Genomic DNA, 21,624 nt, shown 5'->3' on the forward strand with positions numbered 1-21,624 from the left:
GCCCCAGTGCCTGGATTCTTCGGCAGTAACCAGTGTCCGGAAAAAGGAGGATTCAATATGAACCGTGCTTCGCCTGCAGTAAAAACCGAAAGCAATCCGCTATCCACGGACGAACTGCGCAAGATCGATGCATACTGGCGAGCGGCCAATTATCTCTCGGTGGGGCAAATCTATCTGCTGGACAACCCCTTGCTCAAGGAGCCCCTTACCGTCACGCACATCAAGCCGCGCCTGCTGGGCCATTGGGGTACATGCCCCGGTCTCAGTTTTATTTACGCGCATCTGAACCGCATCATAAAAAAATTTGATCTGGATATGTTCTATGTATGCGGACCCGGGCACGGTGGACCGGCAATGGTTGCCAACACGTGGCTGGAGGGGAGCTACAGCGAGTTTTATCCCCGTATCTCCCGGGATGCAACAGGCATGAAGAGGCTGTTTCGGCAGTTTTCCTTTCCCGGGGGGATTCCGAGTCATGTTGCCCCGGAAACGGCGGGGTCGATAAACGAAGGCGGGGAACTGGGTTACTCGCTTTCACATGCTTTCGGGGCGGCCTTTGACAATCCGGATTTGATCGTGGCTTGCGTGGTGGGCGATGGGGAAGCTGAAACCGGACCGCTTGCCGCCTCCTGGCACTCGAACAAGTTTCTCAATCCGGCCCGCGATGGAGCGGTGCTGCCTATTCTGCATCTCAACGGCTACAAGATCGCAAACCCTACCATACTTGCGCGCATCAGCCATGAGGAACTGGAAAGCCTGTTTGCTGGTTATGGCTACCAGCCCTATTTCGTCGAGGGGTCGGACCCCGGGCCCATGCATCAGTCGATGGCTGCCGTGCTGGATACCGCGATCGAAAGTATACGGAGAATACAGCGTGAGGCGCGCAGCCGTGGAGTGAATTCAGGGGAGAGGCAGGAAGCCGTGACCTATCCCCGCTGGCCGCTGATTATCCTGCGCAGCCCTAAAGGATGGACCGGACCGGAAGAAGTGGATGGGAAAAAGCTGGAAGACTACTGGCGCTCACACCAGGTACCCCTTGCGGAACTCGGTTCCAAGCCGGATCACCTGAAGCAGCTGGAAGACTGGATGAGGAGCTACAAACCCGAAGAGTTATTCGATGAGAACGGCTGTCTCATGCCGGAACTGGCGGCGCTTGCGCCCGAAGGGGATCGGCGCATGGGTGCCAATCCCCATGCCAATGGCGGTCTGCTTCTGAAAGAGCTGGAAATGCCCGATTTTCGCAGCTATGCCGTTGACGTACCCGTACCGGGGACGGAAGTGCGGGAAGCCACGCGGGAAACGGGTAAGTTTCTTCGCGATATCATGAAACTCAATCTGGATAGCTCCAACTTTCGGGTAATGGGACCGGATGAGACCAGCTCGAACCGGCTTGACGCCCTCTTCGATGTAACAGCTCGAGCCTGGGTTGCGCAGCAGCTGCCTGAGGATGAGCACCTCTCTCCCGACGGGCGGGTGATGGAGATATTGTCCGAACACATATGCCAGGGCTGGCTGGAAGGTTATCTGCTTACCGGACGTCACGGACTTTTTTCCTGCTATGAGGCTTTCATCCACATCGTTGATTCCATGTTCAACCAGCATGCCAAATGGCTCAAGGTCAGCAAGGAAATTCCCTGGCGGCGACCCATCGCCTCCCTCAATTATCTCTTGACATCGCATGTGTGGCGCCAGGACCACAACGGCTTTTCCCATCAGGACCCCGGTTTTATTGACCTTGTCGTCAACAAGAAGGCAAGCATCATTCGTGTCTATCTTCCGCCGGATGCGAATACCCTTCTTTATATTACCGACAAGTGCCTTCGTTCCCGAAATTTCATCAATGTCATCGTCGCGGGAAAACAGCCCGCACTTCAGTGGCTGGATATGGATGCGGCCATCAGACATGGCAGCGCTGGTATCGGGATATGGGGGTGGGCGAGCAACGATCAGGAGGACGAGCCGGATGTGGTCATGGCTTGCGCGGGCGACATTCCCACCCTGGAGACGCTGGCTGCCGTGGATCTGCTGCGGCGCCATGTCCCGGAGTTGAGGATCCGTGTTGTCAATATCGTCGACCTGATGACCTTGCAGCCTCGATCGGAACATCCGGACGGGCTTTCAGACTGGGACTTCGATACGCTGTTCACGACCAATAAGCCCATCATTTTCGCCTATCACGGCTACCCCTGGCTGATTCATCGCCTGACTTACCGTCGCACCAATCATCCCAACCTGCATGTGCGCGGTTACAAGGAAGAAGGCACCACGACTACCCCTTTCGATATGACAGTACTTAACGATCTGGACCGGTTTCATCTGGTAATGGATGTGGCGGACCGTGTACCCAAGCTGAGTTCCAAAGGCGCTTACCTCAAGCAACTGATGCGCGACAAGCTGATCGACCATAAACGCTATATCCGGCAATACGGTGAGGACATGCCGGAGATACGGGATTGGCATTGGCCTTCACCCGGTTCGTAGCCATTGTTGCCTGCCCAGTAAAATGGCGGTTTTCCTGCTAAAAATGTTTTTATCACCGCGCATGCTATATTGAAATATATCTCCAGTAACTCCAGTATTTTCCATGGGGTGCCCGTTCAAGGGTGGGATGGCTCCTCGCAGGAAGAGAGTACATTCACATGAGAAATTCTTTCGGGACCGCTCTGAATCTTACGCAATTCGTATCGATATTGATTGGAATCGTATCTCGTTCATTATTCCAAATATCCAACCCCCGGATCGGATAGGAGCATTGATGATACTCATCATCAATTTCATTGCGCTGTACGCGTCGTTTTCACTCAATCACATGCTTGCCATTTACTGGGGGGCGGTGCTGCCCGTGTTATATGCCCTGGTCATTGCTCCGCACGCGCTGATCGGCAGATCGGATATCCCTCCATCGACGATAACGAAAGTTCTCGCGGTGAAGTGGAACAATGCGGAGGAACTCACCGCTTACATTGTGAAATACTGGATGGCTTTGGCATATCCGACCACTTCGTGGAAAAAGCAGCGCAACAGTATCGTTTTGTCCCTGACATCGTTCTTCCTGGGCGTGGTTTATATTCTCAAGGAGTTGCTCGCCGCAGGGGTGGTGATGTTCGTAGTCGGTTATGTCCTGTATCAGATGAGCGTCCGGGTGGACAGGCCGCGCGCGGTGTTTGGTAATTCTGACTTCAGGGACGGTACTGACAATGAATTTGCCAGGAAAGAATGGGAGCTGGCTGCCATGTCCATCATCGCATTTTCGGAGCTCTATCCGGATGACAAGGCATTCAAGAAGGCGGCTGATGAGGTGCTGGAAGATAACGATGTGAAATCGATGCTGACGAAATACCGCTATGATTACGGTGCCAGCTGGCTGAATGTGGCATGATTCCTCCTGCGATATCCTGAAGCGAGGCTACGCGCGGGGATATTCGCTATTTGTCGTTCGTGACGAGATTTTTTTCGTTGGTATCGACGACAAAGACGGCCAGCAGGCGTGCAGGCTGAGTCTTGCTGTTATTTGCGCTGACGGCATGATGGTCACCCGGTAGTTCAGCGAAGCTTTCGCCGGCGCGATAAACCTTTTCCGGACCGTCATTGACTTTGCTACGAATTTCCCCCTCCAGGACCGTTGCATAGATGAAAGCCGACTTTGGATGGGTATGGGCGGGCGACGAGGCTCCCGGCTCGTATTCGACAAGCACGCCTTTCATGCTTTTGCCAGGCACATTCGGAAGGGCATGATCAAAGACCAGGGTTACCTTGGATTTGTCAGCAGGCAGGTTATCGGCTGAAGCCCCGCTTATGGAGAGAGCTGCGCAGGCAACGCTGCAGAGAAACCTGGTAAACATTATGTCTCCTTTCGTTGATGGAAATGAGTGGAGAATTGTTGGCCATGCTCATGCCTTCACAGGATAACGGCTGGAAATGGCAATGCGATTCCAAGCATTGATGACTACCGAGAGCCACTCGACAGCCGATATTTCATTTTTTGACAGATGGGCTGCTGCTTGCTCATAGATGGCATCCGGTACTTGTCCCTCAGAGATCAATGTGATTGCTTCCACCAGTGCCAACGATGAACGTTCCTTTTCAGTGAAATACCCGGTTTCCCGCCAGGCAGGCAGGACACTTATGCGATCGCTCGACTCGCCACTGGACAGGGCGTCATGAGTATGCATCCTGATGCAGAATGCGCACTGGTTGAGTTGGGATGCACGAAGGCGCAGCAGATGTGCAAAGCCCTCGGGGATGCTTGCGGAAGCAATGGCCTCCGCTGCCAGCTTCTCAAGGCCCATGACGGCTTGGTAAAGGGCTGGAGCGGATTTACCCAGATTGATTCTTTCTGACATGAAATCTCCTCCCCTATATGTACCTGCCAGCGAATAAGCTACTGGCCGGGTTGATCCACAGTGATGGGTTCGGCGTAATGAACCTTTAGATCGACAAACGTCGAGTTGTCCTTGAAAAGCGAGACAAATTCCCGACGCTTATCGTTGCCGGACAGCGCCCCTCTCTATGGCGTCCCCTTGATTATCTCCAGTAAAAATTGGATAGCGGATGGCCTAATGACACAGCATCCCCCATTTCATTTCAATTTATAGATGAGGATAAAGAAAAAGCAAATTAGAGGCGGCTAATTTTTATTCCTCCATTTACCCTTGATAGCTTGCGTATTATCAGTTGTGAGTGTCTCTCATGAATTTCCTCATTTCTATCCCCCTTCCATCTCCCAAACAGGCCTTTCGGGTTTCATACCGTAGGGGTAAATTAATGAAAATATGGACTTGTGCTGCCGGGTCCTCTCTTACGGCTTCTCCGGCTAATAAATCTTCCGTTCGAGTTTTGCTTCGTGCAGTACCGCGGTCGCCAATTCTTCGATGGATTTGCTGGTTGCGTCGAGATAGGGGATGCCCGCGCGGCGCATCAGCTTTTCCGCGCTCTGCACTTCATACTCGCAGTTCTTGAGGGAAGCGTACACGCTTTCCGGCTTGCGTTCGCTGCGTATTTCATGGAGCCGCTCCGGGTGAATGGTAAAGCCGAACAACTTGCTTCGTATATTCCTGATCTGGGCAGGAAGCTCTTCGCGCTGGAAATCCTCGGGAATAAGCGGGTAGTTTGCCGCGTAAATTCCATATTGCAAGGCGAGATAGAGACAAGTCGGGGTCTTGCCGGTACGGGAAGCGCCTACCAGGGTAACATCGGCCCGGTTCCAGTTTTTTTGCGACAAGCCATCGTCGTGCTCCAGAGCGTAATTTATTGCGTTGATACGCTTCCAGTACCCCGTTGGATCGGAAACGCGATGAGAACGCCCCATGTTTTCCGACGAACGCGCACCCAGCTCAGCTTCCAGTGGAGCAATAAAAATGCTGAAGCAATCGAGATGCAGAGCGTCGGCAGAATTGATGATAAGCCTGATTTCGGGATTCACCAACGTACTGAACACCAGCGGGCGGGCCTCGTCCGCGATGTACCGCTCATTGATCGTCCGGACGGCCGAAGTAGCTTTTGCCTTGCTGTCAATATAGGGTAGGGTGATCTCATCCAGGGGAATATTTTCGAATTGACTGAGCAGGCTATGCCCCAGCATTTCCACCGTAATCCCGGTACGGTCTGAAAGAAAGAAGGCAGTTCGACGAATCGGTTTGGGGGTAATCGGCATGATCGGCATGATTATGAGAAACTATCGATGATTTCCGGGTGGAAATTCCGCTTCAAAATGTAGCACAATTCTTCTTTGGCCAGTATTTGCACAATCAGGAGTCAAAATGGACGAGTCGCCCTATATAGCCTGGTTTGACACTTTGCGCATGACGGATGTGAGTCGCGTCGGCGGCAAAAACGCCTCCCTTGGCGAGATGATCACCCAGCTGACCGGGATGGGAATTCGGGTTCCCGGCGGTTTTGCAACCACTGCCGATGCCTATCGCGATTTCCTGGCTCAGGATGGGCTCGCACAGCGTATCGAGCAAACCCTCGCTGAACTTGATATAGAAGATGTTCAGGCACTGGCTGCGGCCGGCACACAAATTCGCTCCTGGATAGTGCAAGCATCGTTTCCACCTCGTCTGGAAAATGAAATTTCTGCTGCTTACGAGAAAATGCTGGGCGAGGCGGAAGGTGAAATTTCGGTAGCGGTGCGTTCTTCGGCCACTGCCGAAGATCTGGTGGACGCGTCGTTTGCCGGGCAGCAGGAGACTTATCTCAATGTCCAGGGATTGGATAGCCTTCTGAAAGCGGTCAAGGATGTCTTTGCTTCCCTCTACAACGACCGGGCCATCTCTTATCGTGTGCATAAAGGGTTCATTCATTCCGAAGTCGCGCTTTCGGCCGGAATACAGCGGATGGTGCGCAGCGACATCAGTGCCGCGGGAGTGATTTTTACACTGGATACCGAATCCGGTTTTGACCAAGTGGTTTTCATCACCGCCTCCTATGGGCTGGGTGAAACCGTTGTCCAGGGCGCGGTCAATCCCGACGAGTTCTACGTCTACAAACCGGCATTGACACAGGGAAGGCCGGCTATCCTGCGGCGTAACCTGGGCTCGAAACTCATCAAGATGCGGTTTGCTGAAGGCCGCGGCGCCGCCCGAGCGGTTGAGACAGTGGATGTGGAAGAGGGGGATCGTAAACGATTCTCCATTAACGATGCAGATGTGGAAGAACTGGCCCGTCATGCTCTCGTGATCGAGCGGCATTATCAAAGACCGATGGATATCGAGTGGGGCAAGGATGGTGCGGACGGCAAGCTCTATATTCTGCAGGCCCGGCCGGAGACAGTGCAGGCACACGCCGCGATGGATACATTGCGGCGCTATCGCCTGAAGAGCAAATCCGCGATACTCGTGTCAGGGCGCGCCATAGGCCAGAAAATAGGGAGCGGCCCTGTTCGCTTGGTTCCCGACGCGCAGGAAATGTCGCGGGTACGCGAGGGTGACGTGCTGGTAACCGATATGACCGATCCTGATTGGGAGCCGGTAATGAAACGGGCTGCCGCCATCGTTACCAATCGTGGAGGACGAACCTGCCATGCGGCAATCGTTGCGCGTGAGCTGGGAATTCCTGCGGTGGTCGGCTGCGGCAATGCCACCGGCTTGTTGACGGAGAATGAGATTGTCACCGTATCCTGCACCGAAGGGGATACCGGCAATATTTATCAGGGGAAGCTGGAAGTCGAGGTGACCGACATCGCGCTCGAAAGCATGCCGAAGGCTCCGGTCAAGATCAGTATGAATGTCGGCAATCCCGAGCTTGCCTTCGGGTTTCAACGCATTCCCAACCATGGAGTGGGGCTGGCGCGGCTTGAGTTCATCATTGCGCGCATGATCGGCCTGCATCCAAAAGCAGTGCTGCAATTTGCCAGGCTTCCGCAAGACGTGAAGCAGCAGATCGAGGCCCAAACCAGCGGTTACGCCGATCCAGTCAATTTTTACGTGGAAAAGCTTACCGAGGGAATCGCCACCCTGGGCGCAGCCTTTTTTCCAAAACCTGTAATCGTGCGGATGTCCGATTTCAAATCAAATGAATACTCCAGCCTCATCGGCGGCCATGATTATGAACCGAGGGAGGAAAACCCGATGCTTGGTTTCCGCGGTGCTTCACGCTACGTAGCGGACGAATTCCGGGATTGTTTCGAGCTGGAATGCCGCGCGCTGAAGAAAGCGCGCAACGAAATGGGGCTGACCAACCTGGAAATCATGATCCCCTTTGTGCGGACACTGTCCGAGGCCCGACGGGTGGTGGAGCTGCTGGCGGAAAACGGTTTGAAGCGGGGCGAGAATGGACTGCGTTTGATCATGATGTGCGAGATTCCGTCCAACGCATTGTTGGCGGAACAGTTTCTGGAATATTTTGATGGTTTCTCGATCGGGTCCAACGATCTTACTCAACTTACTCTCGGGCTGGACCGTGACTCCAGCCTCGTTGCGGAAGCCTTCGACGAACGCGATCCGGCGGTAAGAGCGCTTCTGAGGATGGCTATCCAGGCATGCCGTAAAACCGGCAAATATGTGGGAATCTGTGGACAGGGGCCTTCCGACCACCCTGACCTCGCACGATGGCTGATGGAAGAGGGCATTGAAACCCTGTCGCTTAATCCCGATACCATCATCGATACCTGGTTATATCTGGTAGAGGAGGCAAAAAAACAGCTATAGTCAAAGAATTCGCCGAGCTCGGCAAGTTTGTCGATCATTTGCCGGACAGCAACTTTCACTTTCATTGTCATAGATTCGACACATCGTTATGAGACCATTGATGCCGGTGTTAGCATTTACCCCTTATGTAAACACCCTCGGGTCCATCCTCTCCCTTACGACCCAAGCCCAGATATGGTCAGCCCTCCATTCTGGGCTTTTTCTTTTCCAGGTTGTATGACATTTCATTAATTGCAAAGAGAAGAGGGTGAAAGGAAGCGATAAAAGCGGATCAACTTTCGAGGAGATGAGGGATATGGGGGGCAGTTTGCACATGCATGTCTGAGCAGGGCATTCGGATTCTCACGCAGGAGCGACAACCGTCGGCAAGATTCATTGCAAAGGGTACTTTTGGAGAAGGAGATAAGAAATGTCGGTAACCTCGGATGCGAAAAGAATGTTTGTGGAAAATCTGAATGCGTTTGGCGATAAGGAAACCCAGCCGGAAAAATACAATCTTTATCTCGGCCTTATTTACCTGGTGGCATCGGTGGAGCAGATTCAGCAGGAATTAGAGGAAATCAAGCTGCAAATAGCCAAAAGGAATTAAGGCGACACCTGCAGGAGTTGAACACTCCCTGTTCCCCATTCACCTTGGTTTTCTCCTCCCATTCGCCCGAGCCCTTCGACGAGCTCAGGAAATGCTTGTCGAAGGGTCAGTCGGGAAATCACCTTGAAATAGGGGAAACGATCAGAGTGATATCGAAATTATTACAAGTCATTCCGGCTTCCGGGAAGGTTGCAAGGCACCTTGATAAGGTCTTGCATCCACCGGAATATCTATCGTGAAGGTTGTGCCGCGATAAGGTGAGCTATCGACCGCGACACTGCCACCATGGGTTTCCGCAACACTTCGCACATACGGCAAGCCAATACCCCAGCCTTCCTTGTTTCCCTTTTTTGCGGCCTCTGCTCTTCCGAATATTTGAAATATACTCTCGATTTGTTCAGGTGGAATGAATTCCCCTTCGTTATGCACAGACAGTAGCATGCGCTCGTTTTGTGAAGCAATCTTGATTCGAACAGGCGTATCGGCAGAGCCATATTTCACTGCATTTCCAATAATATTTTCCACCGCCCGTTTGATTGCCTCCCGGTCCCACCATCCTGTGATAGAAGTGCCGATCAGACGGAAGCGTGCCCCATGAATGGCGGTGAAGCTGTCGAGTACTTCCTTCATGACTTCCTGTATGTCGAATTCCTTGAGCCGCAGGTGTAATTGTTCTCCCATGTGGAATTTTATCGAGTCGAGCAAATCGCGAATCATTCCATCCATTCGACTCAGGTTGTTCATGATTCCTTCCGCAAATTCCTTTATCTTGTTCAAATCGGACGTGGATTTGATCAACTGGGCGGCAAGATGGGCATTCGATAATGGATTTCTCAGGTCGTGAGCAAGTGTTGCAACAAATCTTTCCTGGAGCGCTGCCTGGGTCAAGGCGAAGGCGTTGACAGCCTCACGGATTGATCCATCGATAGAGGCATTGATAATGTAAATTTCACGGTCATTGAGGCGTACGTCATTCATCTTTAGAACATCAAAGATTGTCCACCGCAGTTGCTGATATTCCGCGATTACCGAGTGCGCGTTATAGCTTGTAAGGCGCGCTCGCTCCCCACCGTGCTCCGCCGCCACCGTAGTACCCTCATTTCCTGTTGCTCTTGGATAATCAGGCGTAATAGCTTCGGCAAGGTTATCGTACAGGGCGGGAAAGGTATTGATGATTATTGGATTGGGTAAATGCTCGGCTTCCTTGATGCTGTTTCGAACCCTTTTCATCCATTCCGAAAGTACTTCATCTCGAAGCTCGAGCATTCTTCGAGCGGTTGCGGAAAGTTTCTCAGGATTGATATTTTGGTCGCTTGCCAGAGTCATGATAAACGCCCTTTTTTATTGATGAGGAAAGGAGCAATATGATTTAAGCCTTGGGAAGATAGCCACGAAGAGTTGGTGGGTGACGGATCGGAGCATTTAGCAAGTTGGGGAAGTATTACATGTGGGGGGTGTGACTGCAAAGCTTCGGCCCTCGGTCATGTTATTGTTGCGGAGGGGAAGTTATTTAGGGTTATGGAATCCAAGCTCCGAACGGGTATAAACCTGAATCAGGCGGGGAAAACCCAGCCTTTTTGTTTTATAGGAACGAAACGATGAGAAGAATAATTGAAGCTTTCATACTGGTGGCTGTCATGAGCAGTGAAGTCACCGCCTACGAGGCTTATCCAACATGGAAGACGAGTGGAACCGTAAGCGACAGTTATCGGAAGTGCAGCGGATCGGGCAGGGTGCAAGGCGCCGCCAGTGGGAAATTGCCGACTGCTTAATGCAACTCGAACGTCAGAACAAAATTGAGCAGAGAGATAAGGAATTGCGTTACCACCAGCTGGAAGTGGGGCGGTACAGATCGGAGTGGCGTTAAATCTGCTACCTGAATGTTAAGCAACTGCTGGTGCCGACACCAAGATTCGAACTCGGGACCTTCTGATTACAAATCAGCTGCTCTACCAACTGAGCTATGCCGGCGTGGATGCAATTATAGAGACTGGAAAGGAGGGGAGCAAACCGCTGATACGGGTGACAGCTCGCCCTTACTTGACCACTTGAAGCCGACGGTTCTTGGTTGCCCTGGCAGGGGGCCGATCCGATGAGGATTGGGACTCATCGGCTTCTTTTCCGGCAGCCTCATCCTGGGGGGCATCCGGTTCTACCTCGGCTGGAAAAAGCATACCGCGTGCGGTTTCTTTGGCAAATATTCCCTGGACTGTCGCCAGGGGGATGGAGATTTCACGCGAGACGCCGGCAAACCGCGCCGAGAACTGTATCACTTCATTTCCAAGCGTAAGGTGGTGAGCAGCATCGTGGCTTATGTTGAGAATAATCTCGCCATCCTTCACATATTCATCCGGTACGCGGGTGTTGTCATCCACTTTAACCGAGATGTAAGGCGTATAACCGCAATCCGAGCACCATTCGTAAATGGCGCGAATCAGATAAGGCTTGGTGGAAAGCTCTCTCATTTGCGCATGGCCTTTTCAGAGGCTGTGAGCGCATCGATGAATGCCGGTCTGCTGAACAGGCGCTCGGCAAATTTCAGCAGGGGCGCGGCTTGCTTGGGTAGCTGGATGCCGTAATGATCGAGCCGCCACAGCAGGGGTGCTATGGCGACATCGAGCATGGAAAATTCATCCCCCAGCATATGTTTCTGTTTGGCAAAGACAGGGGCGATGAGGGTCAGGTTATCGCGAATCGTTGCGCGCGCTTTTTCCGCCGCTTTCTGGTTGCCATGCTCCACTGCTTCGAGATGACAGAAAAGTTCCTGTTCAAAGCGGTGCAGAAACAGACGGGCCCGCGCCCGCATCACGGGGTCCGCGGGCATCAGTTGCGGGTGAGGGAAGCGGTCGTCAATATACTCGTTGATGATATTGGATTCGTACAGGACGAGGTCGCGCTCCACCAGGACGGGGACGCGACCATACGGGCTCATCACTGCCAGATCTTCAGGCCTGTTATGCAGATCCACATCAATGATCTGAAAATCCATACCCTTTTCGTACAGCACGATCCGGCAACGATGGCTGTACGGGCAGGTTGTGGCTGAGTACAAAGTCATCATGACCGGTTAATTCCCAGCAATATCAAGTCGACTGCTTTCTGGATAATGATCAATCTCAATGAACATCCTTCCAGTATTCCTTCTTGAGGGCATAGGTCAGCACAAGCATGAGGAACAGGAAGAGCATCACGACAATTCCGATCTGCACGCGCTTGTTGGCTGCGGGTTCACCCAGGTAAACCAGGAAATTCACCAGATCGGCAACGTATGCGTCGTATTCCGTCTTGGAAAGCGACCCCGGTTTCGCGAGGGTCAATTCCTTTATTTCGTGCTTACCGCCGTGGCCGTCATCCTCTGACTTTACATTGAGGACTTGCTCTCCCTGCAATTCGTACAGCACGTGAGGCATGGCGGCCTTGTCGAACACAAGGTTATTCCAGCCGGTTGCAGTGCTGTCATCCCGATAAAATTTCCGCAGATAGGTATAAAGCCAGTCAGGACCGCGCGAACGGGCAATGACGGAGAGATCAGGCGGAGTTACTCCGAACCATTGCTTTGCTTCCTTCTTTGGCATTGCCACCGTCATGAGTTCGCCGACTTTCTGACCTGTGAATATGAGGTTTTCACTGATCTGTGACTCGGTAAGGCCGAGATCGCGCAGCCGGTTATAGCGCATGAATTCCGCGCTGTGACAGGACAGGCAATAATTGACAAAGGTCTTCGCACCCCGCTGCAGGGAAGTCATGTCCCTCGGCTTGATGGGCGCCGTATCAAGCGGTACTGCCGACTCGCTTGCGAATGCGACAAGCGGAGCCAGACAAAAAACAAATACGATGCTTTTAAGGTTTCTCATTATCTCACCCTGGTCGGTTCAGGCTTGGTTTTATCGATCTTGCTGTACCACGGCATGAGAATGAAAAAAGCAAAATAGATTACCGTGAATATCTGCGCGAGCAACGTGTAGAGGGGTGTGGGCGATTTTGTGCCCAGCCAGCCAAGCACAAGGACGCTGATGACAAAAAGTGTAAGGGCAAACTTGAAAATGGGCCCCTTGTACCGGATGGATTTTACCGGACTGCGATCCAGCCATGGCAGCAAGGCAAAGATTGCGACGGAGCCGCCCATCAGCACGATGCCCCAGAGCTTGGCATCTATCCAGAGAAAGTTCACTGTCACCGCCCTCAGCATCGAATAGTATGGCGTGAAATACCATACTGGGGCGATGTGGTCGGGAGTCTGCAGCGTGTTGGCAGGAATGAAATTATTGTACTCGAGGAAGTATCCGCCCATTTCCGGCATGAAGAATATGATGCCGGTAAACACGATCAGGAACACGACGACGCCGAAAATATCCTTTACCGAATAATAGGGGTGGAAGGGAATGCCATCCACGGGGATATGCGTCACGGGGTCCTTGTTGGCCTTGATCTCGATCCCGTCCGGATTGTTCGAACCTACTTCATGCAGCGCCAGAATATGGACGATCACCAGCACTACCAGCAGGCCGGGCAGGGTCACCACGTGATAGGCAAAGAAGCGGTTGAGCGCCGCATCCGAGAGCATGAAGTCGCCCAGAATCCAGTTCGACAGCGTCTGGCCGATCACCGGGATCGCGCCGATCATGCTGATGATCACCTGCGCGCCCCAGTATGACATCTGCCCCCAGGGGAGGATATAGCCGGTGAATGCCAACATCATGAGGACGAAAAAGATGCCCATGCCGATGACCCAGAGAAGCTCGCGCGGTTTGCGATAGGAGCCATACATCATCCCGCGGAACATGTGCAGGTAGACGACCACGAAGAACATCGAGGCGCCGGTGGAATGCATGTAACGGATAATCCAGCCGTAATTCACGTCACGCATGATATATTCCACCGAGGCGAATGCCATGCTGGCATCCGGCTTGTAGTTCATCGTGAGGAAAATGCCGGTGAGAAGCTGGTTCACCAGCACGAGCATGGCAAGTGAACCGAAGTAGTACCAGAAATTGAAGTTCTTGGGCGCGTAGTACTCGCTGAGATGCGCTCTCCAGTTGGCTGTCAATGGAAATCGGGCGTCGATCCAGCCGATCATTGCCTCCAATCGCTTGCTCATTTTATGCAGACTCCTTATCAGACCCGACCAGCAGGCGCGTATCGCTCAAATACATGTGGGGTGGGACAACCAGGTTAGTGGGTGCCGGAACTGCCCTGTACACACGTCCTGCAAGGTCGAACTTGGAGCCGTGGCATGGACAGAAAAAACCGCCAAGCCAATCGGGGCCGAGGTCGGCGGGTGCAACGTCCTTTCGGAATACCGGGGAGCAGCCCAGGTGGGTGCAAACCCCTTCGACCACGAGAATGGCGGGCTTGATCGAACGGGTTTCATTCTGGGCGTATTTCGGTTGCTGATCCTTTTCAGATTTGGGATCCGCAACCTGGTTGTCGAGCTTCGGCAATGTGGCTAACATATCCTGCGTGCGGTTCAGAACCCACACCACCTTGCCGCGCCATTCCACCAGAAGCAGCATGCCCGGCTCGACCTTGCTGATATCCACCTCGACTGGCGCCCCGGCCGCCTTGGCGCGTTCGCTGGGCATCATACTCATCACGAAAGGAGTCGCTACCGCAACAGTCGCGATCCCGCCGGCAACAGAAGTTGCGGCCAGGAGAAAACGTCTCCTGCTGTTCATACCTTCTTTTTTTTCAATATCTGCCATATTTGCAGTCCCGTTTTCCGATTCGGACTTCCAGAAAAATTTATAAAAAAACTTAACTATTTTACCATGATACGTATTGGAAAATAAATATTGATTGCAAGATGACTTGAGCGGGCAAAGCGATGAAACTTGAAACATTATATTTTTTAATCAAACAGATATGACCTCCGTATCTCCCCGCGGGCTGAAATGACTCCAAGTGAAATAGTCCCGGATTTGAAGCCTTCAAAAGGCTAAGCAGGGGGACAAACAGGGAGCCCTGCAACTATAATGTCTTGATCATGGAACCTGTGGGGCAAAGGGGATGCTTCAGTCGATCTGCGCGAGGTAACGGGTGCGAGGGGGCAGGACTGTTACAAGGATGGGCGGGGAGGAAAAGAAATGGTCAACCCTAACGAACAGCTGGATATTGGATATCATGGGATAACTACGAGGCCGGCATGAAACGACCGGTTGTCAATTGTCCGCAGTGCGGCAAGAGTGTCGCGTGGGATAACAGCAATCCTTTTCGCCCGTTTTGTTCGGAACGCTGCAAATTGATCGACCTGGGGCAGTGGGCGACGGAATCCTACCGTATTCCCGATACGGGAAAGGATTCGGAAAAACAGGAGAACGATCCGTCAGGAAGCGAGAAATAGAGGCAAGGCGGCCAGGGCGTCAAAGGGTTTAGGGAATCGCTGGACAGATTCCTCACAGGCGCCACGGCGGCTTTGCAGGATAAGATGCGCGAAAGGGAGGACGCGATGGTCCGATCGCGGAGAGAGGAGCGGTACCGTCCAAAGGAAGATGGGCCTCGAGGCGGAATACAGCTTCTTCAGGCCTTCTGCCCGGTGCCGCGCACCTGCTCAATACGGCGCATCAGGGCGATGCCGTGGGCACCGTGTTCCCAGGCAATGGCAAGATCTTCGCTTTGCAGCCCTCCCAGCGCATAGACAGGGATGGCGCTGCCGTGGATGATTCTGGCAAGCTTTCGCCAGCCCAGCACGGGGGAATCGGGATGGCTCAATGTCGGAAGTACGGGAGCCAGAACGGCGAAATCCATTTCCAGTTGCTCGGCCCGGAAAAGCTCTTCGGCGTTGTGACAGGAGGCCGCGCACCATTCTACATCGGGTCGTTTCGAAAGATTCATCAGATCAGCCGATGTAAAGTGGATTCCATCCATATCCAATTCCTGGCAGAGGCTCTCGTTACCCGTGCCGCTGTTTACGAGAATGCGGGCGCCGTAATGATGGGCCAGTGCGGTTACTTCACGGGCAAAGGCATCCAGCGCTTTACTCCGCATTCCTTTTTCGCGTAGCTGCACCAGCCGTAGTCCTTTCTGGAGAGCGTGCCCGATTCGGGCTGCTGCAATTTGTGGCCCCCACTCCGCGGCATTCGTAATCCCATACACGGGGGGCAAGGCAAGTGCCCGCAATACGGGTGCGTTGGCAGGGAGCAACGGCTCTACAGAGACATTGTCCGCAAACTGCCACGACAGCTCCTGGTCTTCATGCGGATGAGGCTCGCCATGCCACTCCACGACCCGATAAAAGTGAAGCCGTACCCTGGCATGAGGATAGGTGAATGTGCGGGTTATCCAGGGGTACGCATGCTTGACATGTATGCCCAATTCTTCCAGCAGTTCGCGCTTGAGTGCGCGCAACAGGGATTCTTCCGGATTGACCTTGCCACCCGGAAATTCCCAGTAGCCGGCATAGGGTTTGCCTTCCGGGCGACGGGCCAAAAGAAAGGAACCGTCGCTCCCGATGATGATGGCGGCAACAACTTCAACGATGGAGGGAGCGGGGCGCATGAAGAGGTTTATTGTTCCGCGCGGAACTCTGTTTTGTCCGCGGGTTTCTGCCCAGCTTTCTCTCTACCTGCCCGGTCGCGCGCGAACTGCCACGCCACCCGCCCGTTGCGGGAACCTCGTCCGAGGGCCCAGCGTAGCGCTTCTTCCCGTATGCTGTCGTCCATTTTGTCTATGCCGAAATAGGCGAGCCAGCGCGCCACGATGTCCAGATACTGTTCCTGGTCGAAAGGGTAAAAAGATATCCATAAACCAAAACGTTCCGATAGCGACGTCTTTTCCTCGACCGCTTCGCTCGGGTGAATCTCCCCTCCGGTATGCCGCGTGTCCTGGTTATCCACCCTATATTCGGGCATCAGGTGGCGCCGATTGGAGGTGGCGTAGACAAGCACATTCTCGGACGCAGTGGCAATCGAGCCATCGAGAACCACTTTCAGGGCCTTGTAGCCTGGCTCGCCGGATTCAAACGACAGGTCGTCGCAATAGAGAATGAAGCGTTCCGGACGACGATATACCTTCTCCACGATTTCCGGCAAATCAACGAGATGGTGCTTTTCTACTTCGATGAGACGCAACCCATCGGCTGCGTATTTATTCAGCATCGCTTTTACCAGCGACGACTTGCCTGTTCCGCGAGCTCCCGTAAGCAGCACGTTATTGGCAGGATGATGCCGCACGAATTGCCGTGTATTCTGATCTACAAGGCTTTTTTGCCGCCCTATGCTCTGCAATGCCTCGAAGGTGATGCTATCAGGATAACGCACCGGTTCGATGAATCCGCTGCGTCCTGTCTTTCGCCAGCGAAAGGCTGCGGCATTCCACTCCGGCTCGGGCGCGTCAGCGCGCAGCAACCCTTCCAGCCGGGAGAGCAGAGTTTCCGCCCGATCATACAACCTATCCCAATCGTTCATGACCAGTCCTGAAATTGCTCAATTATACCCGTAACGAATTTCAGGGCCCGTCCACGGAATTCGCCACGGTAGCTGGAGGTATATTGAGAAAGACTCCTGTGTAAGCTTCAGGCGGTATCAGGACGGTATCTGCCGCCAAACGCGGTGTCAAATGCACGATTTATGTGCGCTAACGAACGGAATGGCTCAGCTAAAAACGTCATGATTTAACGCGGTACGTCAGGCAGTTGTCCAGCTACCGGGTTCCCGTTTTCCGGGTTCCGATAGAACCGTAAAAACCAAGAAGATAAAAATCTTTGATGGGTTTCAGCAATTGGCAAGCGTACGCTTTCCGGGAAACTTCCTTTAAATTGAGTAACCTCTCAGGAGAATACACTATGAATAATATGCCCAGCAAAAAGTCAATCATTTCTCTCGCGCTCGGATCTGCTTTCGCTGCAACGCTCGGTACTGCTTCCGTTGCTTCTGCGGCCGACAACCCCTTCGCCGCACAATCCCTTCAGAAAGGTTTCATGGTAGCGGACAGCCACTATGATAACAAAGGCGGATATGGTGACACCGGCGGATATGGCGACAGGAAGGATGGATATGGTGACACCGGCGGATATGGCGACAGGAAGGACGCCTACGGTGGTGACAAGAAGTATGGAGAAGGCCGCTGCGGGATGTCCATGGCGGACACCGATAATGATGGCAGGGTAAGCAGGGAAGAGCACGCCCGCCACGCCGAAATGATGTTTAACAAGATGGATACCAACAAGGACGGGTATATCGATAAGGATGAGGCCAGCGCGATGAGGAAAAAATATCGCGGCCATGGCCACGGTTCCCGACCCGGCGACCAATACGGTGGATCAGGTGACCAGTACCGTGGCGATCAGTACAACCGCGATGGGGGTGTCGATGTGCATCGTTACCGCGAATATGGTGCGGGCGAGACGGTTCCCCGTGATTTGCCCCATATGAGGCCCATGGGCGAGTAAAACACCGTCCTCAGTGAGGACTCCAATATTGTCGAGAACCGGTTTTGACCGGTTCTCGACAGGGCTGTCCTGTGGCGGAATCGTACGGCATCAGTGCTCAATATATTTCGAGCGGTTGCGGATTGGGATAGGGACGTGCGCACTGGTATCAGCTTCGATACTCCGCGTTGATTTTTACATAATCGTAAGACAAATCGCAGGTCCAGACAGTGGCTGCAGCCTGCCCTCTATTCAGTGCGACGCGCACCGTAATTTCCGCTTGTTTCATCACCCGCTGTCCCTCTTTCTCCTCATAAGCAAAGGCTCTTCCCCCGTTTTCCGCAACCAGTACATCGTCGAGATAAAGTTGCAGTTTGTTGATGTCAAGAGCTTCTATGCCTGCATAGCCGATGGCGGCCAGTATTCGCCCGAGATTGGGATCTGAAGCGAAGAACGCTGTCTTGATCAGGGGTGAGCGTGCAATCGCGTAAGCAACCTTGCGGCATTCCTCCACGGTTTTGCCACTTTCCACCTGGATTGTAATGAACTTGGTCGCGCCTTCGCCGTCGCGTACGATTTTCTGAGCAAGTTCCACTGCGACACCGGTTATCGCATCTTGCAATTGCACGAACTCCCGGCTTTCCTTATCCACGATAGGTGAATGAGCGGCGCATCCGGTGGCCATCAGAATGAATGCGTCATTGGTGGAGGTATCGCCGTCCACCGTGATGCAATTGAAGGAATGGGCGGCAGCGTGCCGGACCATGTGTTCCAGCAAGGGATTGCTAACGGCGGCATCGGTTGCGATAAAACCCAGCATTGTTGCCATATTCGGATGAATCATTCCCGAACCTTTGGCAATGCCGGTAATCGTCACGGTTGTACCATTGAGGGCAATCCGGCGGGACACTGCCTTCGGCACAATATCGGTTGTCATGATCGCCTCAGAGGCGGCGAACCAGTTATCGGCCGCAAGGTTGTTTATTGCCCGTGGCAACCCGGTGACAATTTTGGGCAGAGGCAATGGTTCCATGATCACGCCGGTTGAAAAAGGCAGTATCTGTTCGCTGGCACACCCGAGCAGCCGGGCAGTCTCGGCGCAGGTGGTACGGGCGTCTTCAATGCCTCTTTCGCCGGTGCCGGCGTTGGCGCACCCCGTATTGATGACAAGGGCACGAATAGAACTCTTTGAATCGAGGGTCGAAAGATGTTCCCGGGCGACTGTGACTGGCGCTGCGCAAAAATCATTCTGTGTAAACACTCCCGCCACCGTCGCCCCGTCATCCAGAACGATGACCAGGAGGTCCTTGCGCCCTGGTTTCCTGATGTTGGCTTCCACTATGCCCAGGGTGACGCCCTTTATGGCCAGGAGTTGTTCGGGTGGAGCAGGTGTAAAGTTGACAGGCATAATAGATAGGCGAGGTAATGGGCGAATGAAGCGCAATCGATGCTTGGGTAAAAGAAGACAGTGGTATTATCGTCCACCCTGTTTTTTGAATCGGAAGAGTAGATTGTAGAAAAACGCAATCCTAACCCATCTTCAGGTTCTCCTCCATCTCATCTTTTCAGCCGCTGATAATGCCGAATAGCCCCGCATTACCCTGACGAGCAGGAAATTAGAATTTTTGCAACTGACAGAAATATTATTAACGGCGAATGGCTCTCGTTCGCCGGGCCCCCGTTTTACCTGGCATGCCGCTTGATACGAGCAGGCCAGACAGGAATGAAGGAGAAGATGCATGAATTATGATAAAGAACTGGATGTGCGCGGATTGAACTGCCCGCTGCCCATATTGCGCACTAAAAAATCCCTTGTGGACATGATATCGGGCCAGGTGCTGAAAATTATCGCAACGGACCCCGGCGCTGTAATCGACTTTCAGGTTTTTGCCGAGCAGACGGGAAATGAGCTGCTGTCGTTGTCAGAAGCAGCGGGGGAATTCACGTTTTATATGAAGAAAAGGTAGCAGAGAAGAAGTGGCAAGGAGTAGAAGCAGCAAGGAGTAGAAGTAGTTTAAGGAAAATCTTAATCATCGGAATTCACGGTATTCCCGTGGCCTTTCCGGACAGGCACGCAACCGTTGCGTTACGCGCTGGTAGGCTACCGGTGAATCGATCGCGCGGTGAGCGGCGATGACACCCTTCATCAGATGCTGTTGCAAAGGTTGCAGTATCCCCTCCACCCAAGGCCTCGAGTCAGACCGTGCCTGGTTTTGCGAAGCATAATAACGCGGCTGGGAAAAGGCTGCCCGCAACGGTTCCTCCAGCATCCTCGCTCCAATACGAAAGTGTGACCGCCACGCCGACACATGCTCCAGCTCATGTTCGCGCACGATATTTCTTCTGCAGCTGTCGTCAAGTTCCCTGGCAAGATATACCCGCATCGCCGCAAATCCCAGTTTGACCGAGACGTCCGGCACCATGCACGTTCGCCCGTCCGTGCTTGTCCACTGCCTTGTCCGGAATTCGTATCTGAATTCCGGTTCGGCATGCGTCAACCCGTACACGTTGTGATACGCGTCGCCGGTCTTTCCTGATACCGATTGAAGCGCCCTGGCCGTGCGCGAACTGTCCTCGGCCGGCGCGATATCCAGATACACAACCGCCACCTTGCCGGGACCCATCAGTTTCTCGCAATTGGCTTCAAACGAGTCATTGCCGGCCAAAGCCATGCGTTGCGGTAATAGAAGCAGCAATAGCAGTCCGGCGAAAAAACTGGCTGCACGGTCTTTGCGGATTTGATCGTTCCCAGCGAATCTCAAATGGTTAAACCAGTCAAAGTAAGTAGGAGGTGGGGTCGGGATAAGGTTCACGCACAGGGTAGCGTGGCAGGTAAGTATGGGGAGGTCAGCATGGTTTCATGCCGCATAACAACGAATTTTCGCATACCCCTTTGTTGGTTATCGCACAGAAGTCTGCCGCCCGATGGGAAATACTAAACTTTCACCTGAAGTCACCCCTCTCAGGAAGTCACCCCTCTCAGGACCCGCAGGTTTTTGGGTGGACCAGCCTGTTTAATCCTGGTGTCATCAAAGGACCAAGCACAAAGGAGCCTAATCCTTGAATGCTTCCGCGACACAAGCAACAGAAATCTGGCCCCTGGTTGCATACTTTTTCCTCGTCGTCATGCTGGTGGTGGGCGTCATGGCGCTTTCGTACATCATTGGCGAGCGTCATCGCTCCAAGGCTACGGATGAGCCGTTTGAAAGCGGCATTGTCACCGTCGGCCTTGCGCGCTTCCGCCTCTCTGCCAAATTCTATCTGATCGCAGTGTTCTTTGTGATCTTCGATGTAGAAGCCGTATTCCTTTTTGCCTGGGCCGTTGCTTTTCGTGAATTGGGCTGGCCGGGTTATATCGAGGCCATCATCTTCATATCTATTCTCGGAGCGGCCCTCGCTTATTTGTGGCGACTGGGGGCGCTGGACTGGGGGCCGCCCAGGCATTCGGCTGGCAGGTTTGCCAAAGACTCAAGGAGTCCAAATCATGCGGTGGTCTCTAAGTAAGCCATCTGACAAACCATCCG

Annotated in this window: 22 protein-coding genes and 1 tRNA gene; 9 read left to right on the forward strand and 14 right to left on the reverse strand. The window is 53.3% G+C overall.

Annotated features, from left to right (window positions below):
* Nucleotides 1–57 precede the first annotated feature (57 nt).
* Together NMUL_RS05230 and NMUL_RS05235 are read left to right on the forward strand one after the other, a co-directional pair.
* Nucleotides 58–2,481 carry a phosphoketolase family protein gene (locus NMUL_RS05230; protein ID WP_011380341.1) on the forward strand — a complete coding sequence of 808 codons (2,424 nt, stop codon included), beginning with the start codon at nt 58–60 and terminating at the stop codon, nt 2,479–2,481.
* A 274-nt stretch (nt 2,482–2,755) separates the two neighbouring features.
* Nucleotides 2,756–3,379, forward strand: coding sequence for a hypothetical protein (locus NMUL_RS05235; protein ID WP_041352403.1), 624 nt, complete (start codon nt 2,756–2,758; stop codon nt 3,377–3,379).
* 46 nt (nt 3,380–3,425) lie between these two features.
* Here the strand turns inward: NMUL_RS05235 and NMUL_RS05240 are convergent, their stop codons facing one another.
* From NMUL_RS05240 to ppsR, 3 genes are all read right to left on the reverse strand, one after another.
* A complete protein-coding gene (locus NMUL_RS05240; RefSeq protein WP_011380343.1) occupies nt 3,426–3,842 on the reverse strand; it encodes a cupin domain-containing protein in 417 nt (138 codons plus the stop codon).
* A 48-nt stretch (nt 3,843–3,890) separates the two neighbouring features.
* Complete coding sequence (locus tag NMUL_RS05245) at nt 3,891–4,343, reverse strand: carboxymuconolactone decarboxylase family protein (RefSeq protein WP_011380344.1); 453 nt, start codon at nt 4,341–4,343, stop codon at nt 3,891–3,893.
* Between the two features lie 470 nt (nt 4,344–4,813).
* Nucleotides 4,814–5,662, reverse strand: coding sequence for a posphoenolpyruvate synthetase regulatory kinase/phosphorylase PpsR (ppsR, locus tag NMUL_RS05250; RefSeq protein WP_011380345.1), 849 nt, complete (start codon nt 5,660–5,662; stop codon nt 4,814–4,816).
* A gap of 97 nt (nt 5,663–5,759) precedes the next feature.
* Between ppsR and ppsA the strand changes: the two genes are divergently transcribed.
* Nucleotides 5,760–8,147, forward strand: a complete 2,388-nt coding sequence (ppsA, locus tag NMUL_RS05255) for a phosphoenolpyruvate synthase (RefSeq protein ID WP_011380346.1) — start codon at nt 5,760–5,762, stop codon at nt 8,145–8,147.
* 409 nt (nt 8,148–8,556) lie between these two features.
* A complete protein-coding gene (locus NMUL_RS05260) occupies nt 8,557–8,736 on the forward strand; it encodes a hypothetical protein (RefSeq protein WP_011380347.1) in 180 nt (59 codons plus the stop codon).
* A 168-nt stretch (nt 8,737–8,904) separates the two neighbouring features.
* Here NMUL_RS05260 and NMUL_RS05265 read toward each other — a convergent pair whose 3' ends face one another.
* Nucleotides 8,905–10,062 (reverse strand): sensor histidine kinase, encoded by a 1,158-nt coding sequence (locus NMUL_RS05265; RefSeq protein ID WP_011380348.1) that lies wholly within the window; start codon nt 10,060–10,062, stop codon nt 8,905–8,907.
* A gap of 272 nt (nt 10,063–10,334) precedes the next feature.
* On the opposite strand from NMUL_RS05265, the gene NMUL_RS15915 reads away from it, so the two are divergent.
* A complete protein-coding gene (locus NMUL_RS15915; RefSeq protein WP_167535557.1) occupies nt 10,335–10,508 on the forward strand; it encodes a hypothetical protein in 174 nt (57 codons plus the stop codon).
* Nucleotides 10,509–10,631: 123 nt separating this feature from the next.
* Here the strand turns inward: NMUL_RS15915 and NMUL_RS05275 are convergent.
* From NMUL_RS05275 to petA, 6 genes are all read right to left on the reverse strand, one after another.
* Nucleotides 10,632–10,707: transfer RNA gene (locus NMUL_RS05275), tRNA-Thr, on the reverse strand.
* Between the two features lie 65 nt (nt 10,708–10,772).
* Entirely contained in the window at nt 10,773–11,201 is a 429-nt protein-coding gene (locus tag NMUL_RS05280) for a ClpXP protease specificity-enhancing factor (protein WP_011380349.1), read from the reverse strand.
* The gene (locus NMUL_RS05285) at nt 11,198–11,797 is read right to left on the reverse strand and encodes a glutathione S-transferase N-terminal domain-containing protein (RefSeq protein ID WP_011380350.1); all 600 of its coding nucleotides are present in this window, start codon (nt 11,795–11,797) and stop codon (nt 11,198–11,200) included. The genes NMUL_RS05280 and NMUL_RS05285 overlap by 4 nt, the downstream gene beginning before the upstream one ends.
* Before the next feature lie 55 nt (nt 11,798–11,852).
* Nucleotides 11,853–12,590 carry a cytochrome c1 gene (locus tag NMUL_RS05290; RefSeq protein ID WP_011380351.1) on the reverse strand — a complete coding sequence of 246 codons (738 nt, stop codon included), beginning with the start codon at nt 12,588–12,590 and terminating at the stop codon, nt 11,853–11,855.
* The gene (locus NMUL_RS05295; RefSeq protein ID WP_011380352.1) at nt 12,590–13,834 is read right to left on the reverse strand and encodes a cytochrome b; all 1,245 of its coding nucleotides are present in this window, start codon (nt 13,832–13,834) and stop codon (nt 12,590–12,592) included. The genes NMUL_RS05290 and NMUL_RS05295 overlap by 1 nt, the downstream gene beginning before the upstream one ends.
* A gap of 1 nt (nt 13,835) precedes the next feature.
* Nucleotides 13,836–14,438, reverse strand: coding sequence for a ubiquinol-cytochrome c reductase iron-sulfur subunit (gene petA / locus NMUL_RS05300; RefSeq protein WP_011380353.1), 603 nt, complete (start codon nt 14,436–14,438; stop codon nt 13,836–13,838).
* Between the two features lie 440 nt (nt 14,439–14,878).
* Here petA and yacG point away from each other — a divergent pair, with 440 nt between their 5' ends.
* Complete coding sequence (gene yacG, locus NMUL_RS05305; RefSeq protein WP_011380354.1) at nt 14,879–15,076, forward strand: DNA gyrase inhibitor YacG; 198 nt, start codon at nt 14,879–14,881, stop codon at nt 15,074–15,076.
* 176 nt (nt 15,077–15,252) lie between these two features.
* Here the strand turns inward: yacG and NMUL_RS05310 are convergent, their stop codons facing one another.
* Nucleotides 15,253–16,230, reverse strand: a complete 978-nt coding sequence (locus NMUL_RS05310; protein ID WP_011380355.1) for a Nudix family hydrolase — start codon at nt 16,228–16,230, stop codon at nt 15,253–15,255.
* Nucleotides 16,231–16,238: 8 nt separating this feature from the next.
* Nucleotides 16,239–17,138, reverse strand: a complete 900-nt coding sequence (locus NMUL_RS05315; protein WP_011380356.1) for an ATP-binding protein — start codon at nt 17,136–17,138, stop codon at nt 16,239–16,241.
* A gap of 377 nt (nt 17,139–17,515) precedes the next feature.
* Between NMUL_RS05315 and NMUL_RS05320 the strand changes: the two genes are divergently transcribed.
* Complete coding sequence (locus NMUL_RS05320; RefSeq protein ID WP_011380357.1) at nt 17,516–18,121, forward strand: EF-hand domain-containing protein; 606 nt, start codon at nt 17,516–17,518, stop codon at nt 18,119–18,121.
* Nucleotides 18,122–18,269: 148 nt separating this feature from the next.
* On the opposite strand, the gene argJ is transcribed toward NMUL_RS05320, so the two are convergent.
* Entirely contained in the window at nt 18,270–19,508 is a 1,239-nt protein-coding gene (argJ, locus tag NMUL_RS05325; RefSeq protein ID WP_011380358.1) for a bifunctional glutamate N-acetyltransferase/amino-acid acetyltransferase ArgJ, read from the reverse strand.
* Nucleotides 19,509–19,839: 331 nt separating this feature from the next.
* Between argJ and NMUL_RS05330 the strand changes: the two genes are divergently transcribed.
* Nucleotides 19,840–20,067, forward strand: coding sequence for a sulfurtransferase TusA family protein (locus tag NMUL_RS05330; RefSeq protein WP_011380359.1), 228 nt, complete (start codon nt 19,840–19,842; stop codon nt 20,065–20,067).
* 63 nt (nt 20,068–20,130) lie between these two features.
* Here NMUL_RS05330 and NMUL_RS05335 read toward each other — a convergent pair whose 3' ends face one another.
* Nucleotides 20,131–20,862, reverse strand: coding sequence for a hypothetical protein (locus NMUL_RS05335; RefSeq protein ID WP_041352406.1), 732 nt, complete (start codon nt 20,860–20,862; stop codon nt 20,131–20,133).
* Nucleotides 20,863–21,160: 298 nt separating this feature from the next.
* Between NMUL_RS05335 and NMUL_RS05340 the strand changes: the two genes are divergently transcribed.
* Nucleotides 21,161–21,604, forward strand: a complete 444-nt coding sequence (locus tag NMUL_RS05340) for an NADH-quinone oxidoreductase subunit A (RefSeq protein WP_011380361.1) — start codon at nt 21,161–21,163, stop codon at nt 21,602–21,604.
* Nucleotides 21,605–21,624: the final 20 nt, after the last annotated feature.

This window comes from Nitrosospira multiformis ATCC 25196 (assembly GCF_000196355.1).
GTDB classification, from domain to species: domain Bacteria; phylum Pseudomonadota; class Gammaproteobacteria; order Burkholderiales; family Nitrosomonadaceae; genus Nitrosospira; species Nitrosospira multiformis.

Bases quoted from the DNA above. Each gene is read 5' to 3' on its own strand.
- NMUL_RS05235 (WP_041352403.1), top strand. From the start codon at position 2,756: ATGATACTCATCATCAATTTCATTGCGCTGTACGCGTCGTTTTCACTC.
- yacG (WP_011380354.1), top strand. From the start codon at position 14,879: ATGAAACGACCGGTTGTCAATTGTCCGCAGTGCGGCAAGAGTGTCGCG.
- NMUL_RS05310 (WP_011380355.1), bottom strand. From the start codon at position 16,230: ATGCGCCCCGCTCCCTCCATCGTTGAAGTTGTTGCCGCCATCATCATC.
- NMUL_RS05245 (WP_011380344.1), bottom strand. From the start codon at position 4,343: ATGTCAGAAAGAATCAATCTGGGTAAATCCGCTCCAGCCCTTTACCAA.
- NMUL_RS05260 (WP_011380347.1), top strand. From the start codon at position 8,557: ATGTCGGTAACCTCGGATGCGAAAAGAATGTTTGTGGAAAATCTGAAT.
- NMUL_RS05240 (WP_011380343.1), bottom strand. From the start codon at position 3,842: ATGTTTACCAGGTTTCTCTGCAGCGTTGCCTGCGCAGCTCTCTCCATA.
- petA (WP_011380353.1), bottom strand. From the start codon at position 14,438: ATGGCAGATATTGAAAAAAAAGAAGGTATGAACAGCAGGAGACGTTTT.
- NMUL_RS05265 (WP_011380348.1), bottom strand. From the start codon at position 10,062: ATGACTCTGGCAAGCGACCAAAATATCAATCCTGAGAAACTTTCCGCA.
- NMUL_RS05285 (WP_011380350.1), bottom strand. From the start codon at position 11,797: ATGATGACTTTGTACTCAGCCACAACCTGCCCGTACAGCCATCGTTGC.
- NMUL_RS05320 (WP_011380357.1), top strand. From the start codon at position 17,516: ATGAATAATATGCCCAGCAAAAAGTCAATCATTTCTCTCGCGCTCGGA.
- ppsA (WP_011380346.1), top strand. From the start codon at position 5,760: ATGGACGAGTCGCCCTATATAGCCTGGTTTGACACTTTGCGCATGACG.
- NMUL_RS05330 (WP_011380359.1), top strand. From the start codon at position 19,840: ATGAATTATGATAAAGAACTGGATGTGCGCGGATTGAACTGCCCGCTG.
- NMUL_RS05290 (WP_011380351.1), bottom strand. From the start codon at position 12,590: ATGAGAAACCTTAAAAGCATCGTATTTGTTTTTTGTCTGGCTCCGCTT.
- ppsR (WP_011380345.1), bottom strand. From the start codon at position 5,662: ATGCCGATCATGCCGATTACCCCCAAACCGATTCGTCGAACTGCCTTC.
- NMUL_RS05230 (WP_011380341.1), top strand. From the start codon at position 58: ATGAACCGTGCTTCGCCTGCAGTAAAAACCGAAAGCAATCCGCTATCC.
- NMUL_RS15915 (WP_167535557.1), top strand. From the start codon at position 10,335: ATGAGAAGAATAATTGAAGCTTTCATACTGGTGGCTGTCATGAGCAGT.
- argJ (WP_011380358.1), bottom strand. From the start codon at position 19,508: ATGCCTGTCAACTTTACACCTGCTCCACCCGAACAACTCCTGGCCATA.
- NMUL_RS05295 (WP_011380352.1), bottom strand. From the start codon at position 13,834: ATGAGCAAGCGATTGGAGGCAATGATCGGCTGGATCGACGCCCGATTT.
- NMUL_RS05280 (WP_011380349.1), bottom strand. From the start codon at position 11,201: ATGAGAGAGCTTTCCACCAAGCCTTATCTGATTCGCGCCATTTACGAA.
- NMUL_RS05315 (WP_011380356.1), bottom strand. From the start codon at position 17,138: ATGAACGATTGGGATAGGTTGTATGATCGGGCGGAAACTCTGCTCTCC.